This is a genomic window from Parabacteroides sp. CH2-D42-20, from assembly GCF_003670185.1.
Classification (GTDB): Bacteria; Bacteroidota; Bacteroidia; order Bacteroidales; family Tannerellaceae; genus Parabacteroides; species Parabacteroides distasonis.
Genome location: NZ_RAYG01000016.1, coordinates 1 through 17,136, shown reverse-complemented (window position 1 = coordinate 17,136; position 17,136 = coordinate 1). Strand labels below are relative to the sequence as shown.

Annotated in this window: 8 protein-coding genes and 1 pseudogene; 5 read left to right on the top strand and 4 right to left on the bottom strand. The window is 44.1% G+C overall.

Annotation, left to right across the window (positions count from 1 at the left end; genetic code table 11):
• Positions 1 to 254 precede the first annotated feature (254 nt).
• The 4 genes from D7V92_RS11135 to D7V92_RS11120 all read left to right on the top strand — a co-directional run bounded on the left by D7V92_RS11135 (position 255) and on the right by D7V92_RS11120 (position 6,273).
• Complete coding sequence (locus tag D7V92_RS11135) at positions 255 to 1,475, top strand: ATP/GTP-binding protein (protein WP_057087069.1); 1,221 nt, start codon at positions 255 to 257, stop codon at positions 1,473 to 1,475.
• A 3-nt stretch (positions 1,476 to 1,478) separates the two neighbouring features.
• A complete protein-coding gene (locus D7V92_RS11130; RefSeq protein ID WP_005805535.1) occupies positions 1,479 to 2,114 on the top strand; it encodes an RloB family protein in 636 nt (211 codons plus the stop codon).
• Positions 2,115 to 2,132: 18 nt separating this feature from the next.
• A complete protein-coding gene (locus tag D7V92_RS11125) occupies positions 2,133 to 4,994 on the top strand; it encodes an SIR2 family protein (protein ID WP_005805530.1) in 2,862 nt (953 codons plus the stop codon).
• A gap of 70 nt (positions 4,995 to 5,064) precedes the next feature.
• Positions 5,065 to 6,273 carry an SIR2 family protein gene (locus D7V92_RS11120; protein WP_121772890.1) on the top strand — a complete coding sequence of 403 codons (1,209 nt, stop codon included), beginning with the start codon at positions 5,065 to 5,067 and terminating at the stop codon, positions 6,271 to 6,273.
• A 50-nt stretch (positions 6,274 to 6,323) separates the two neighbouring features.
• Here D7V92_RS11120 and D7V92_RS11115 read toward each other — a convergent pair whose 3' ends face one another.
• From D7V92_RS11115 to D7V92_RS11100, 4 genes are all read right to left on the bottom strand, one after another.
• Positions 6,324 to 12,230, bottom strand: coding sequence for an N-6 DNA methylase (locus D7V92_RS11115; RefSeq protein ID WP_121772889.1), 5,907 nt, complete (start codon positions 12,228 to 12,230; stop codon positions 6,324 to 6,326).
• Entirely contained in the window at positions 12,217 to 12,804 is a 588-nt protein-coding gene (locus tag D7V92_RS11110; protein WP_121772888.1) for a DUF1896 domain-containing protein, read from the bottom strand. The genes D7V92_RS11115 and D7V92_RS11110 overlap by 14 nt, the downstream gene beginning before the upstream one ends.
• Before the next feature lie 61 nt (positions 12,805 to 12,865).
• Complete coding sequence (topB, locus tag D7V92_RS11105; RefSeq protein WP_121772887.1) at positions 12,866 to 14,965, bottom strand: type IA DNA topoisomerase; 2,100 nt, start codon at positions 14,963 to 14,965, stop codon at positions 12,866 to 12,868.
• Between the two features lie 27 nt (positions 14,966 to 14,992).
• Positions 14,993 to 16,492, bottom strand: a complete 1,500-nt coding sequence (locus tag D7V92_RS11100; protein WP_121772886.1) for a DUF3945 domain-containing protein — start codon at positions 16,490 to 16,492, stop codon at positions 14,993 to 14,995.
• 231 nt (positions 16,493 to 16,723) lie between these two features.
• Here D7V92_RS11100 and D7V92_RS11095 point away from each other — a divergent pair.
• Positions 16,724 to 17,136 (top strand): annotated as a pseudogene (locus tag D7V92_RS11095) (AraC family transcriptional regulator); the annotation flags it as partial.

Below are 17,136 nucleotides of genomic sequence, written 5' to 3'. Positions count from 1 at the left end.
GTTGTTATAATTTCCATTTAAGCAGATTTAGCCGATAACCTGACGTTGTGTGTGTATCCCGTACTGTCGTGATGATAGGATGGGATATTTTTTCAAAGTTTTGGCAGTAACAGGTAAATACTGCCGAAAATTTGAAAATGAAAGTAGGAATACATGTTGTTAGGCATAAAATAATATAATTCATCTGACAGGTGTCCTTTTTTGAAAAATAAAAGCTATATTTGTGATAAAATCTCGAATAAAGCAATTAAAGTATGGTTATTCAATTTACAATAGGAAATTTTCTATCTTTCAAAGAACAATCTATATTGTCATTAGCGGCATCGGCTTTGAAAGAAGTACAGGTTCCGGCTGAAGATATAATCTTTAGTGTAGGGACTGCCGGATTATCGTTAATGAAGAGTGCGGTGGTTTATGGTGCCAATGCATCCGGTAAATCCAATTTCATTAAGGCTTTTGAGTTTTTTAAGTGGTATGTGATAAATTCGTCGAAAGATATTCAGGCAGGGGAACGTGTTAATATAGAAAGTTTCCGGTTAAACTCGCTTACTGCGGGTGAACCAAGTTATTTTGAAGCCATATTCTGTGATGAAGATAATCAATATCGTTATGGATTTGAAGCTGATAATTCTTTGGTACATTCGGAATGGCTCTATCAAAAAGCTAATAAAAAGAGGGCTAAGGAGGTGGAACTATTCTACCGGGAAAAAGATAGCTTCGATATTCATACCAAGTTTGTCGTTGGTAAAGAGCTTGCAGGTAAACGAATGGTGAGAGCGAATGCATTATTGCTTTCTGTTGCGGCACAATTTAATGATCCGACAGCAGTGGAGATAATGAAATGGTTGAACGATACCACTATTATTTCTGGTTCTAATGATGAGAAGATATGGAATACCGCCACTATCCAACTGGATGACATCAAAATGAAACAGAGAATTGTAGAGTTTTCACGCTATGCTGATTTAGGTATTGAGAATATTGAAAAAATTGATAATACTATTGTCAGTACGCATACGCAGTACGATGATGAAGGTAATGAAGTCAAAGCTGTTACTTTCCCATTCAGGAAAAATGAATCGGAAGGTACAATAAAGTATTTTTCTTTAGCATATCCTATTATTGATGCTTTGGATAATGGAAAGCGTCTGATTATAGATGAATTTGATTCTAAGATGCATCCACTTCTTACGTGTAGAATTATTGCCTTGTTTAATTCAAAAGAAACAAATCCGAAAAATGCTCAATTGATTTTCACTACTCACGATACTAATTTGTTGAGTGCTAATATATTCCGACGGGATCAGATTTGGTTCACACAAAAAGACCGTTATGGGGCAACCGAACTTTATTCATTAGCAGAGTATAAAGTTCGTAATGATGCTTCGTTTGAAAAAGATTACTTATCCGGAAAGTACGGAGCTATTCCAATTGTCGGAGATTTAACCCGTTTGTTTAATACGCAAGAAAAATAAACTATGGCGGCTACAAAAAGGAAAAATATAAATCCGCGTATCGAAAGAAAAATAACCCGTATCAGTGGTGTGCGTGAAGTGAAACAAACATTTCTGATTATTTGCGAAGGGGTTAATACTGAGCCGGACTATTTTAATGCTTTCCGCTTGACTTCTGCCAATGTGAAAGCTATCGGTCAAGGCATGGGAACATTAGCATTAGTACAGAAAGCTATCAATATAAAAGAGCAGGAAAGGCAAAAAGGAAGGACATACAATCAGAATTGGGTGGTCTTTGACAAAGATGATTTTCCAGAAAATGACTTTAACTCTGCTATACTATTAGCACGCCAAAATGGTTTTGAGGTGGCTTATAGTAATCAGGCCTTTGAATTTTGGTTCTTACTTCACTTTAATCTGTATCAAGGGGCTTTGCATCGTTCCAGATATGAAAAAATGTTGAGTACTTTGCTCGGATTTGCTTATACAAAGAAGTCGGGTGTAAGCTTTAAAATGTTTAATGCTTTATTCCCTAAACAAGAACAAGCTATTAATCATGCTAAAACTATCATGAAACAATTTGATGGGAATAACCCGGCACAACAAGAGTCTTCCACTACTGTTTATTTGTTGGTAGAAGAGTTAAACAGATTCATATAATTAATATCTTATTTTCATATGGAAAATATACAATTGTCAAATATATTGCATATACAAGAAGCAAGTAAACAGGGTAAGCTCGTTATGTTTGTGGGTGCAGGTGTGTCTGCGAATTCCGGTGTACCTATGTGGAGTGAATTAATTCAAGGACTTAAAAAAGAATTACCAGATTCTTTGAAAAATGAAACGGATGATTTGAAAATCGCACAATTGTATAAAGATTCAAGAGGTTATAAAGAATATATCGAGAAAATAAAAGAGTTGTTATTGCATGGAAAAATTGCTCCTAATCCAATTCATGATGCTATATTAGAATTAGCTCCTTGTCACATAATAACTACTAATTATGATGATCTAATAGAGCAAAATATAGAACAAAAGTTTATGCAATATCACATAATAAGGAAAGATGAAGATTTGCCATATACTCAATATCAAAATATGCTTATTAAGATGCATGGAGATTTTAATGTTGGGAATATTGTTTTAACGGAAAATGATTATTATAATTATAATAATAACTTTCCATTAATCAATGCTTTTGTAAAGTCACTTTTTGCATCAAAATTAATCTTATTTATTGGTTTCTCTTTCAATGATATGAATCTTAAGATATTGTTAAATAGCGTAAGCAATATTCTAAAAGAAAATATGCAACGTATCTACTTGTTGACTAATAAAGATATAGATTCAATACAAAGAAACTATTATGAAAAAAAAGGAATTAATATTGTTGAACTAACTCCCGAATTTGTAAATGAAAAAATAAAAATGCAATCAATTAATATAGATGATATAGGATTGACTTCACAATATGGTATTGCTTTATATAAACAATTGGTTTTAATAAAACAATATAGACAAGAAAACGATTTGATTGATTATTTATATAAACGTATTAAATCATATGAAGATGAAATTAAAGTTTTAGGAAATGGACTAAAGTATATTTTTCCAGAAGAAGAAATTTCCTTTTGGAATTATCATTCAAGTGGACTACAAATACACTCACCATATATAAAGAATCTAACAAAAAAATTACAAACATATACAGGAAGAAAAGAATTCATCAATAAATATAATGGTAAAATATTCTATTTAAGGAAGCAAGCTTACTTAAATAGAATATTCAAAATAGACAATCTTAAAATTGTAAATACAACATTTTATAGAAAATTGAAAAAGTTATTCCCTACAACAACAGGTATAGAACTTTTTTATGAGCTCGACTATATTAATTTATCCAATTACTTAAAAAAAATAAGGCATCAAGTAAAGAAATATAATATCGAAGATTTGGAATTGCCATATTTGCTATATAAATTAGGTGATTATTATCAAGCTTATCTGATGTACAAAGATTTAGCCAATGAAAATTGGAAGAAACAAAGATATATTTTGTACTTTATTTGTATGCATAATATTCATGCAATAAGATACGGTATAAAAATTCAATTGATGAATAGAAGTGATATTGATCATGAAAAAATTGTAAAAGATATTGAGAGGATTGATTTGCAGGATGTTTTAATAAAACTTCCAATAGATAAATCGATTAAACATGTTCTTGAAGATTTGCTTTCGTATCGTTTTCACAGTATAAATTTAGTTGAAAGTGATATTTTAAAAGAAGATTTATCCGGTCAAAGAGTTTCTGCTGAAAAAGGTGGTTTTTCCTCAAATAGCAAAATATTTCTTTTGGAACATAAATCATATCAGGAATTAGATTTTTGTAATGAGAATTTTATTATTTGCGACAATAATAATTATTCTAAAGACATATATTATAATGTAGCAGCAGGCATACTTATCAGTAATGTGACAAAATCAAATGGGGATAGGTTCTTTGGCCAAACCAAAATAGACGAATTAAGTAAAGAACATCTACTTATACTTATTTTTCATATTCAAAACGAAAATCTATTGAAAATTTACAAACGCTATAATATAGAAAACATAATATTGAGTGAAAATGGCTGTTCTTTTATAAATTCAATTATAAGGAATGCAAACGAGAGTATCAATAATAATAATAGTATGAACTATTTAATTATTAATAGAGATTCTGTTTGCAATATTATACAAAATATTATCAGCATAATTAATAAATCAAATTGTGAAAATATTAATTATTCTGATTTATATCCGATCATAAATCACATTTGGGATAATACTTATTTTATGAGATTTGGAAAAGATATAACAAATTTGATATATAAACATAAGCCCAAAATAAATGATGCTATATTTTTGATAAATAACATTATGAGTGTTCATAATGATGATAATTCGAATAATGCTACATTTCTTTTATGTAGCTATCTAAATGCGCAAAACGTAACTATAGACAATATAAAATCATTAAATGATATTAAGATTAATGATGATTATTTCTATTTGGCGTCATTGTATCCGGCATTATCAGAAAATCTTAAGAAAGAAGCTATATTATGGTTTAGAGAAAATCTAAATGCCCTGTATTATGCAGCTCTTATACATTCAAATTACAGAATACCGATTTTAGATGTAGCAACATTGTCTATGCTAATTGAGGAACCATTTAACAATGTTTCTAAATACAAACAAATAGAAGAAACTGTTTGTGCTGTATTAGTTCTTATTAGAAAAGATACTAAACAGCAAGAATTACATCCAATATTAGATCAATTTGGTACAGTAAATGAATGTTTTAATTTTTTGATAAATCCATTGCATTTTAAAAATAAACAAATGATAAAACCAACATGGTTGTGTCGTTGTGAAGATGATATATTAAAGGAACTTTTAAAGGATGAAGTATTGAGAAACAAAATGAAAACATATATAAAAGAAGACTATTGGGGGAAATTAGAATATGAACGAATATGGAAAATTTTGTAAAACGGATTATTGTTATGTAGTATAATTAGAGATTTCACACTTTATATGTAAATTATAATCAGAAAATAATATGAAACTATATAATAAGCATAGGCCTAAGAAGTATAGGAATAACAAACAGATAGTCATTTTATTAGGAGCAGGCTTTGTGTTCCCATGGGTAAAATTAAGTTCATCAAGTATTAAAGAAGCATTTATTAAAGATGATACTTTTTCAATAAATGGGCAAACTATTGGAGAATTTATCTTTAATAAATTAGATAGTTTTTATGATTATGGAGAAGCTAATTTTGAAACATTCATAGCTGCAATAGAATCTATGATGAACTATATTATATCTTCTACAAACATAGGTAAATCTGTTAAAAACACATCTTTCACCCCTGTGATTTATGATTTGAAAGAAACTTTTTCTGAAATTTTTAAAGATAAAAATGAAGATGAACAAAGAATTTATATTCATAGTATTTATCAACACTTTATAAATCTCGTTTTAAATAAAATCAAAGAATATAATAAATATGTTTTAGACAAAAAGAATGAAAGAATAAACAAAAGTTTAATTGAATTCATAAGCTATCTAATGAACAAAAGATATTCTATTAAAATATATACTACAAACTACGATCGTTTAATTCCTCAAATTCTATCTCCACATTTTAAAGTATATGAAGCTTTAAAAGACAAAGCAAATGGGAATAAAGTATTTATTTATGATTTACAAAGATTTAGAAAAGTACATTTAAGCCATTTTAATTTGCATGGTTCTATATTTTTGGACACAGAGATTGAGCCTGTTAAAATGAAATATAGTGTAATTTATAATCCCCAAGCTCCTAAATATATAAAAGCATTAAATCCTGATGGAGGTAATCCAAATGAGCCTTTATTGTTTTCTCCAATCATTACAGGTTATACAAAAACCCAAAGAGGCTTTAGTACCCCTTTTAACTTAGGTTTTAATGCATTTACTAATGATTGCAATGATTGTAGAGCTATAATTACTATGGGATATTCATTCTCCGACCCACATATAAATTCTATTTTATCGAATTTTACATGCTGGGGGAAATCCAAACTTGTAAATGTTACATTTACAGATGAAGAATTTCAAAAAACACCCGAAGGAATAGCTTTTGATTATGAGATTTATAATCTTTATAAAGAATACGAAGATAAAACATGGTTTCATAGCCAGAAAAGGAAAATACATGTTTATAAGAAAGGGGTTGAAGATTTTTTATTAGACAGAGTAAATTGGAAATATATTTTGGAGTAAGATGTAAAGCCGCTACGCTATTATTAACAGGTTGTAGCGGCTTTTTTTAGTTAAAGTTTAAAGCCTTTGGGCTTGTTAGTGTGGGCGGTGTCCGGGTCGTCCTTGTTGCCGGGCTTGGGGATGCCACCGATGACGAGTTTGCTGCCTAACGAGTTCATGGCATCTTTGATGCTGAAACTGACGGGGGGCTGGTTCAGGTGCGGGGGCTTCTTTTCCGGAGGGGCGGAAAGGAAGTCGGGCGGTTGGTGGATGTAGGGCTTGCCGTCGGATGCAGGGGACGTTGCCGAAGGTGTTCCCGGTGACGGGGTGATGCCGTGACCTTGGTTCTTGGTTTGGCTCTCGTCCTTGCTGTTGCTGTCTTCGTTCTGTTTGACGGGTTTGAGGGAGAGTTGGATTTTGCGGTCGAGGGCGGCAAGGTCGGATTTGAGCTGTTGGAGCTGGTCTTCTTTTTTCCACGTTTCTTTGACTACTTCCTGAAGGATGGGGATGTCCTTGGAAATCTGTTCCACTTCTTTTTGGTATTTCTCCAGAAGAGGGGGAACGGTTTCGAAGGTGCGGAGGAACATCTGGGCGGCAATGTTGGGGTCTTTTGCCAGTCTGCCGCCGTTGAAGTTGTACAGGATATTGCCTTCGCCACGGACGAAAAAGCGGTTTTCGATGAAGTCGAAGCCGTCTTTCATGCTGGCTTCGGTCTTTACTAAAAGGTCGAAGCCGTAGAGCTTGCCGATGGGCTGGGATGTGCCGTGGGTACGGGATTTGTCCTCTATCTCGGCGAGCTTTTTGGCAATGAGTTTGGGGTCGTTGCCTTTGACACCGTCCAGTTCGATAAGATTGAGGGGGGTGCCTTGGTTGTCACGCTGGACGCGCTGCTGGAAATGGTTCAAGTCCGTTGTGATACGGGCGATCAGGTCGCCGTTCTTGGTGACGGTATGCATGATGTTTTCCAGTTTGGCTTCGGCGGAGGATTTGCCACGGTGGAAGGATTTGCGCTCGCTTTCGAGGGAGGCTATTTGCTTCTCCAACTTGGCTTTGTCGAGCAGGTCGGTGTTGCCGGAGAGAATGGCGACGTACTCGGAGAAGTTCATGCCGCCCTGCTCGTCCATGCTGCCCTCGTCGATGGTACGGGCACCCATCGTGCCTTTTTTGAGCTGGGTGATGAACAACTGCTTGTTGTGAAGCAGGTTGAATTTGTAGCTGTCGAGGGATTTCTCGACGGCGTAGTTGATAATATCGACTTTGTTGTCGGCAAAGAGTTTGGCTATCTCGTTGCCTTTTCTTACGCCACGACCGTTGCGCTGCTCCAAATCTTTGGGCGTCCAGGGAATGTCGAGCTGGTGGATGGCGACGCACTTGCGCTGGGCTTTTACGCCGGTGCCGAGCATGTCGGTGGAACCGAAGAGGACGCGGATTTTGCCTTCTTTCATGGCATTAATCATTGCCATGCGCGACTTTTCGGTCTTGGCTTCCTGAATGAAGCGTACCTGGTCTGCCGGGATGCCGTAGTCGTCCACCAATTTGCGCTTGATTTCGCTGTATGTGTTCCACTGACCGGGTTTGTAGGTGCCCAAGTCCGAAAAGACGAACTGGGTGCCTTTGTGCTCGTTATATTTCTGATAGTATTGGTTTATCAGGGCGGCGCAATGGGTGGCTTTGTTATCTATGTGGTCGTCGTATTTGTCCTCGTCGATAAGGCGCATGTCGAGGGACATCTTGCGGGCATAGTTAGTGGCAATGAGCATCTTGGCTTTTTCTTCCCGGCGGCTTAACGGGGGACGTCCGAGGACGGTGGCGTTGCCGGACTTGGCAAATGCTACCAATCGCCGGATGAAGTCCTGCTGGTCGGGCGTGGGCGGGATATTATGCAATATCTCGTTTTTCTTGGGGCGGTCGATACCAATGTCTTCGGCGGTACGAAAATCGGTGATTTCGTTGTACATGGCGGCAAGTTCCGGGACTTTGATGAAGTAACGGAACCGCTCCTTCTGGATGATTTCGTTGGTGACGGAGAACTCGTAGTCGATGGACTTTTTGGCAAAGACCGCCGCCCATGCGTCGAAGGTGTTGATGCCTTGACGTTCCAGTTCCTTGGGACGGAGGTATTTAAAAAGCAGATATAACTCGGTCAGGCTGTTGGAGATGGTGGTGCCGGACAGGAAGGTGGCTCCCAAATCCTTGCCGGTACGCTCTTGAATGGTGCGGAGGGCGAAAAGCATGTTCAGGGCACGCTGGCTGCCTTCGCTGTTGCCCAGACCGGCTACGCGGTCGTGGCGGGTGGTGAACATCAAATTTTTAAATTTGTGCGATTCGTCCACGAGCAGGTGGTCGATGCCCATGAGCTTGAAGTCCACGACGTCGTCCTTGCGGTTCTCGATGTCGAAAGTGAGTGCCTTGATTTTGGCTTCGAGGTTCGCCTTGCGTTTTTCCACGCCTTTGAGCATACCATTGGAAACGTCTTCACCCTGCTGGGTGAGGACTTCGAGGTTCTCTTCCACACTATCCAGTTCCTGCTGCAAGATTTGTTTCTGTATCTCCGGGGATTGGGGGATCATGCCGAACTGCTCGTGAGAGAGGATGATGGTATCCCAATCGTTGTTTTGCATCTCACGCATGATGCGGACACGGTTTTCGGGGGTGAAATCTTCTTTGCCGGGATAGAGAACACGGGCATTGGGATAGGCGGTCTTGAAGGTCTGGGCTATCTCGTGGATATTGGCTTTCAGACCGATAATCATCGGTTTGTTCGCCAATCCCAAACGCTTCATCTCGTAGGCGGCGGCACACATAATGAGGGTTTTGCCGCCGCCGACTTCGTGGTCGATGATACCGCCGCCGTTGATTTTGGTCATCCAGACGGCGTCTTTCTGACTGGCGTAGAGGTCGGGGATGCCCAACGCTTTGAGGTCAAGGTCGGGAAAGGACTGCATGGAGCCGTCGTACTTAGGCTTAACGGAGTTGTTGAACTTGCGGTTGTACATGTCGGTGAGCCGCTGTTTGAACTCCGGGGACTGTTCTTTCAGCCAATCGCTGAAGCCGTTGCGGATTTCGTCTATCTTGCTGTTGGCAAGCTGGATGGCTTCGGTGTCGCGGACTTTGACTACATCATCGCCTACCTGTACTTTTTTGGTGATGTCGGGCGAGGTGTTCTGAATGGCATGCTTCATCAGGTTAAGTCCGTCGTAACGGCGGCTCTCGGCCTTGACGCAATATTGTTCGCGGATGCGGACGTTGCCACGGGCGGATGCGTTGACGCTGAACTCGTCGCGGCTGGCGGCGTAGGTGATCCTGACGTCGGTATCGAAAAGACGGGAGGCGTATTTCTCGTAGATGCCCATTGGTATCCAGCGTTCGCCGAAATTGAAGTCGAGTTCTTCAAATGGGATGGGTACGGGAAAGGCGGCACGCAGGGCATCGAGCGACTGTGAGGCACGGTCGTTGCCGGGGTGGTTCGCGATGTAGTCCTCTATCATTTCGGCTTTGGAAATGACGTTACCGGCTATGAATTTGTCGGCTATCTCGTAACCTTTGATGAGAGGATTGAAGAATACACGGCCTTTGAGGTCATCGAGCAGGGCGTCTTCGGTCTTGTCGGTGAGCCTTGCCATGTATTCGAGGTTGACATTGCCGTACTTGTTGAGGGATGCGGCAAGGGCTTCTTCGGAGGTATCGACATGGGTCAGCTCGTTCTTGTTGAAGGCTACGGGATGGTCGAAGATGTCGGCTTTGAGTGCCTGACCGTCTTTGTAGCGTTCCAGTGAGAGGATTGTCCGGTTGTCGTTGTCCATACGGATCAGGTCTATGTTCTTCGGGTTGTTCAGGTTGCCGAACTGACGGATGAAATCATCGTACAGCGTGTTGAGCCGGTCGCGCCGGACGGCGTTTTCTTTGCGTTCGGTGGCTTCGCTGTTGTAGAGGTCGTGATAAGTATCACGGATTTCGACATAGAGCGAGAGTTTGCGGAACTGTCGGTCGGGCAGTTCGAGGGGGTGGAACATGGGGGCAAATTGGGTGTTGCGGATATAGCCGATACCGTTGTCCAGAACTACCAATGAGCCGTCTTTGTAGTGGGACGGGATTTCGTTGGGGTATGGACGGGGCTGCATCCGCTGTTTGCGTTCCTCTTCGGAGGCGATTCTTGCTGCTTCTGTTGCTGCCCGGTCTTCGATTTTGGTTTCTGTCCGAAACGGGATTTTGTTATCACTGCTGGGGACACCGGAGGCTGCCGGGGTAACGGTGGGTTTCACTACAGGCTTTCCTTTGGGCTTCTTGACGGTGGGTTGGGCTGTACCGGTAGCCGGTTCGCCGAAAAGGTTGCCTTGTACTGGCTGTTTTTGGGAGGAGGATGCGGAACGGCGTTTGCCACGTTTCAGGGTTATCTGGGTACGTTCTTCTGCTGTGAACTCAAAGAGGTCGTACAGGCTCAATACCGGGGGAGAAAAAAGGGAAATTTCGATTTCTTCTTTCGGTTCGGGTGTGCCGACTACCGGAGAGGCTGATACAGCAGTCGCCGCCGATTCAGGTGAAGCGGTACCAGAATTGAACAAAGTCGCTTTGGGTTCGGGTGAAACGGTCTTTGGTTCGGTTGGGGCAGGCTTCGGTGCTTTAACTTGCTCCGGTGCTTGTTCCACTTCTTTGGTTTGTTCCGGTGCTTCACTTGGCTGTGTGGGTTGGGTATGTTGGAGGAATTGTTGATAGAGGGGTACGTTCAACCGACGGTAGAAGTCATTGCGAAGCAAGCTCCGGAGCTGGGAAGTGATACCGGACAAACCACCTTCGTGGATGTAAACCATTGCGGGATGCCCGTAGGGGTCGGTATCTACACTGGCTTTGGTATGGATGATGGGGATATTCCGGAAGATGTAGTCATTCGTGCTGAACCCCTCCGGTCGCGGGCTGGAGGCGATGAACGCATGTTCGTCATCGGTAAGCGGCTCTGTCTTATCGGATTTCTTCTGAAGGATAATCAGGTCACTGCCAACTTCGGTGCCTGCACCGTCTGTAAAGAGGTTGTTGGGCAGACGGATGGCGGACACCAAATGGGAATGTTGCATGAGCTGGTAGCGGATGTTTTCATTCGCCGGGGAGTCCAGTACGCCCTGCGAGGTGATAAAAGCTAATATGCCCCCTTCGCGAATGTTGTCCAGTCCCTTCAGAAAGAAATAGTTGTGCAGGCTCTTGGCGGCGTGCTGACGGACAAGGCTCTTGCTCTTGGTGAATGAGGGGTCGAAAACCGCCACATCGCCAAAGGGAATGTTGGAAGCGGTGATGTCGAAACGGTTCAGGTAACGAAGCCCGCTATCCTCGAAACCGGTAATTTCTACTTTAGCTTCGGGGTGAAGGTGAGAGAGAATTTTGCCGGTCAGAAGGTCTTTTTCAAAGCAGACTATTTCGGGACGGGATAATCCGGTTGGGGATAATCCGGTGCGAGAGGGCTGCTGTTCGGATGACTGCTGCTCGAAGGGTTGCTGTTCAGATGACTGCTGTTCAGATAGCTGTTGTTCAGATAGCTGCTGTTGTGCGGAATGTTGTTGGAAAGCATCGACAAATACTCCGGTTCCGCTCGACGGGTCGAGGAAACGGGACGGGGCAATTCCGTAGTTGCCCAATTCGGAAGCAAGAACTGATACAATGTCCTGAGGCGTGTAGAACGCCGTCAGGACAGAGTTTTTCAAACTGGAAAAGTAACGCTTGTATTCCGCTTCGTCTTTTGAATGGCTGCGGATGACGCTGTGGAGTTGGGAAACAAGTGGGAACAACTCGCGGTCGCTCTTTGTCCAACGAGCAACGTCGGCAAGGCTGGAAGCGGGATTGAGCACTGCCTTGATCCCACCGAAACCGGAATAGGCACGCAAGACTGCCTGTTCTTCGGGGGTGGCGGTGCGCCCTTCACGCTCCAATGCAAATGCCAGTTTGATTGCTTCGATATTGTCTTTCAGGTGCGCTTTCTTATTGTATGCCATTCTCGTCCAACCAGATTAAGATGGTACCTGTGATTTCCGTATAGAGGTTGTCGAAAGCAGGCTCGAACTGAAAATCATCGGAAAGGGGGTATTTTGAGAAGACTTCTTCACAAACCGGAAGGAGCTGCAAGGCAAGGGTCTTGGCACTGCCCTGCGGCACTACATCGCTGAACTCGTTCCAAAGGACGGTGACGATGACATCGTATCGGGAAAAGTGAAGTCCGGCAAATAAAACTTGATTGGCGGCTTCGGAGGCGGCATCGTGGGTAGAACCGGAACGGATAGATTCGCTATACTCTTCGGCGGCACTGTCGGCACGGGCGGTGATAAAGTCGCTGTCGCCGGCTAATTCGGGATGAGATTCTTTGAGGAAAGAAAGCAGTAGTAAACGGTAGTAGGACAATTCCTGCGGTTGTTGTCCAGATTGTTTCTGCTGCTGTACCGCTTGTTGCTGTACCGCTTGTTGCTGATTTTCGTGCTGCGGTCTTTGTTGTTTCGGTTGCAGTTGCTGCTGCTTTCCTTGTTGCTGGAACTGTTGTCTGTTCTTCTGATTGTTTTTCTTTTTCTTATTCATAATTTGTCTTTTTAGTGCTCGGGCGGGATTGCCCGAAAATGATAAATAGATATGGACGGGGTTACTTTTTCTTCTTTGACGTACCCGACGTCCCCTTGTCGGGAAAGGAAAAGGTAACATTGAACTGTGCATCGAAGGCAAGGGCAGCATCGAATGATTTGCCGCTCTTGCCCTGCAAGCCTTTGATAACACCGGTTTTGCCTTTGGTTACGAGTTCGGTGATCTGTTTGTCGGTCAGTTGTTTGTTACAGATGCTGCGGAACACTTTCAGGGTGCAGTCCACATTGCTGCATTTGGCTATCTTGTTGAAGAACAGCACATGCCCCTGCTTGCATTTGGGGCAAACGGGACTGTCCGTTGCGGACGCTATGGAGATAGTGGCGTTGAGTAATTCGGTGGTTATCTGTGCGGTATAGACTTCTATTCCCCGGTGGAAGGTGTCGGAATCCATCCCGCCGGTTTCGATTTTGGCAAGGGCACTCTCCCAACTGCCGGTCATGGAGATGTCGGCTATCTTCTTGTCCCGAACAATGGAATGGACGGCCAGCCCTTTTTCAGTCGGGACGAGGGATTTTTTCTCACGGCGGATGTAGTCACGGCTGAACAATGTCTCGATAATGGCGGCACGGGTTGCAGGGGTGCCGATGCCCGCCTCTTTCATTGCCTGACGTTCTTCTTCGTTCTCCAATTCTTTGCCGGCACTTTCCATTGCGGCAAGCAGGGTACTTTCGGTATGCAGCGGGCGGGGCTTGGTCTGTTTCTCCAATGCTTCGCTATTATATATAGGTAAGGAGTCGCCTTCGTGAAGTTCGGGCAGGGTGGCATTGTCCTCTTCGGCTTCATCGGGAAGGTTGAGCACGGAACGCCAGCCGGAGACTCGGATGATGCTGCCACGCACGGAGAAGGCGACACCGGCAGACTGCAAGGTGACGGCTGTTCGTTCTATGAGGCATTTGGCGGAGAAGGATTCGAGCACGCGGGCGGCTATCATCTCGTAGATGGTGCGCTCGTCCGGTGAGAGGTCGCCGGGGAGATTCTCGGTGACGAGCAGCGCATGGTGGTCGGTGACCTTGGCGGCATTGACGCTACGGGAGTTGAGCGGCTGACCGTCCAATGTGGCGGCATAGGCTGCAAAACGAGGATATGAGGTCAAGAGGCGGATGCGATCCGGGATAATCTCAAATACATCGTCGGAAATATAGCGGCTGCCGGTACGGGGGTACGAGGTGACCTTCTTTTCGTACAGACTCTGTGCTATGGAGAGGGTCTTGTCGGCAGAAAAGCCGTGCCGGACATTGGATTCTTTCTGGAGGGCGGTCAGGTCGTAGAGCAATGGAGGCTCCTGCGACGCTTCCTTTTTCTCGGCGGCGGTCACTTGCAGGGTGCCGGAGGACTGGATTTGCTGCAAGTGTGCGGCGGCTTCGTCCCGGCTGTCGTACTTAGCGGCGGAGAGGGCGGAAAAGGTAACGTCGGCGGTGCCGGACTGTACCCGTAGCTGCCAGTATTTCTGCGGGGTGAAGTTTTTGTTCTCCATGTAGCGGTTGCATATCATCATCAAGGTGGGTGTCTGTACCCTGCCGAGGGAGAAGACGCCACGCCCGGCGGAGAGGCAAAGGGCTTGGGAGGCATTGATGCCGACGAGCCAGTCGGCTTCGCTGCGTGCCTTGGCACTGCGGTAGAGGTTGTCATATTCTCTGCCGTCTTTCAGGTTGTCCATGCCCTGACGGATCGCCTTGTCGGTAAGGCTGCTGATCCAAAGACGGGAGAAGGGCTTGGTACAACCGAGGTAATGGTAGATGTAGCGGAAAATCAACTCACCCTCTCGCCCGGCATCGGTGGCTACGATGATGCTCTCGGACTTGTCAAACAGTGACCGGATAACGGCAAGTTGTTTGACTGCCCCGGGGTCGTCCTTGTACTGTTTGCCGTCCTTCACCTGACGGGGGACGAGCCGGAAACGCTCCGGAAAGATGGGGAGATTCTCCCGGCGGAAGCCTTCAAAGCCGTAGGCTTCGGGCATTGCCAATCCCACCAGATGGCCGAATCCCCATGTAACAGTGTAGCCGTTACCTTCCATGTATCCGTCCTTGCGCTCTTTAGCGCCCACAATGAGGGCAATATCCCGTGCCACACTCGGTTTCTCTGCAATAATGACTTTCATAACTTTACTTTTTCAGGTTTTACATTTTTATAATTTTCTTCCTTTGCCGCTCTTTTTCTTTACTTCTTTCTTCCCCTCCTGCTTGGCGGCTTCGACTTGCGCCGGTTGTGCCGCCGCCGGTTTCAGCGGTCGTTGCACATGCCTAGTGGCTTCGTCGGTTGCGCCGTTGTTCACTGCTACCTGTGTCTTGTGGTCGGCGGTGGGGGTGATTTCCCTTGCCTGACTTTTGGCTTTGTCGGGATTGTAGCGGAAGAAGTCGGGCTTGCCCCGGTCGAGGTTCATGCGGACATAGGCATTGAACGGTTGCCCGTCGCGGTCTTTCATGCCAGTGACGTAGATAGTCTCCATCTTGCCGAATTTCTCCTGCTGTTCGGGGGTGAGTTCCTTGCCGAGCAGCCTTTTGGGGACAAAGAATTTGGCGGCGGCGGTCTGCGCATTGTCCTGGGACGGCGCGTTGCCCTGTGACGGTACATTGCTTTGCGACTGTGCGGCGGATGCCTTTTGCTCCTGTTCCATTTTCTTGTAGCGATTCCTGTCCAGTCCGTCGAAGTTGTAGTCGAACTTTTCTTTGGCTACGTTGTACTGCATGTAGGCGTCGAACTTGCTTTTCCACTGCGAGTCCATGCCCTCTATCAGTACTTTGCCGCCTTCGGAGAGCTGGCGGTGCTGCTCCGGGGTGAGGGTGACGCCCTTGATCTCCATCGGAATAAGGATGTCGTCCACCGGAACGGCGACGAGGTTGTTGGTCAGCCTGTCCAGTGAAACGAGGCAGGGTTTGGGGTCGCCGCCGTCCAACGGGAGAAGGACGGGATGACCGGCGTTGCCGGTGGCAAGGATATTATCCCTTGTCTCCTTGTCCAAGAGTACGCCGTGGAACGGCAGGTCGAGGGCGGGTTCACGACGGTAGCAGTCAATCTTCAAGTCCAGTTTGCCGTCCGCGCCTTCCTGAAAATGGATGCGTCCCTGCGTGATGATGGGGATGCCCTCTATTTCGGTGGAGATGGTGACCAGACCGGACTTGCCGCCGGAGAGGACGGCTGACAAATCGCCGCTCTGTTCCAACGACCGGCGCGTGATGCCCAGACGGGCGAGCTGTTCCCAATCCACGCGGTTCTCAAAGCCCAACGGTTGTGCCTGCTGCTCCGTTTCGGAGGGAGATTCCTGCTCCTGCGCCAGTATCGGATAATCATTCGGATTGATTTTGTACAGGTCGATGAAATCCTTGTTTTCTTCGGGATGCCGGAGCATGTCGGTGAACACGTCCAGCGTATCCAGCAGGGAGGCGGGAATACGGTAGAAAGGAAAGTCGGTGGGTTGCTGGAACTGATGCCTGAAATTGAGAAAAAAATCCTCTAAGATGGAGGACTGCTTGCCCACTTTCAAAAAGTCATCGAGGTTTTCCATCGAGGGTAGCAACAAACGCCATATCCCTTCCTTTGCAGCGGACTTATCCACTGCTTTGAGTTTGCCGTTGTCGTCTTTGTCGGCCACGAGCAATACTTCTTCTTCATTCTGATTTTCTTCCATTGTAATTTGTTTTATATAACTTGTATCTATCGTAATACGGGACGAAAATAGATTTAAGTATCTGTAATTCAATGGAATCTGAATGGGGTGGCATCAAGTGGCACTAAAGTGGTTACTTGTGGCACTATTGAATGATTTATTATAAATCCTTTCATATTTGTTCCACCTGATGATATTTTTTGTATTTTTGAAGCATTAAAAATCAAGAACTTGCGTAAACACACAACCAATATGAAATATAAAACCAGTCTGATAGCTATTTTATGGGGAATCCTTTTATGTTTCACCTTACCTGTTTTAGCACACAATAACCTGCAACATCAAAAAGATTCTTTGCGGCAAGTGATTGAACACTCCGAAGGCATTGATAAACTGAAGTCATACAACAGATTGTGCTATTTATATATGTCGGAAGTTGCCGACGACCAAAAAATGGATACATTGCTGATGTTATTCAATCAGGTTGAGGCCGAAGCCATAAAGCAAGGAAATGTAGAAATACAGGGGATGGTGTATGGAAATGCCATCATAGCTTACATGAACAGAAGCGAGCATGACAAGGTGATAGAGAAAGCACCCGCCTATCTGGACTTCTACATAGAGAACGGACTATGGAAGTTCTATTATCAGATACATATGCAACT

What these genes read in the sequence shown, in the direction of transcription:
- D7V92_RS11110 (WP_121772888.1), bottom strand. Translation starts at nt 12,804, where the DNA reads ATGAATAAGAAAAAGAAAAACAATCAGAAGAACAGACAACAGTTCCAG.
- topB (WP_121772887.1), bottom strand. Translation starts at nt 14,965, where the DNA reads ATGAAAGTCATTATTGCAGAGAAACCGAGTGTGGCACGGGATATTGCC.
- D7V92_RS11120 (WP_121772890.1), top strand. Translation starts at nt 5,065, where the DNA reads ATGAAACTATATAATAAGCATAGGCCTAAGAAGTATAGGAATAACAAA.
- D7V92_RS11135 (WP_057087069.1), top strand. Translation starts at nt 255, where the DNA reads ATGGTTATTCAATTTACAATAGGAAATTTTCTATCTTTCAAAGAACAA.
- D7V92_RS11115 (WP_121772889.1), bottom strand. Translation starts at nt 12,230, where the DNA reads ATGGCATACAATAAGAAAGCGCACCTGAAAGACAATATCGAAGCAATC.
- D7V92_RS11125 (WP_005805530.1), top strand. Translation starts at nt 2,133, where the DNA reads ATGGAAAATATACAATTGTCAAATATATTGCATATACAAGAAGCAAGT.
- D7V92_RS11130 (WP_005805535.1), top strand. Translation starts at nt 1,479, where the DNA reads ATGGCGGCTACAAAAAGGAAAAATATAAATCCGCGTATCGAAAGAAAA.
- D7V92_RS11100 (WP_121772886.1), bottom strand. Translation starts at nt 16,492, where the DNA reads ATGGAAGAAAATCAGAATGAAGAAGAAGTATTGCTCGTGGCCGACAAA.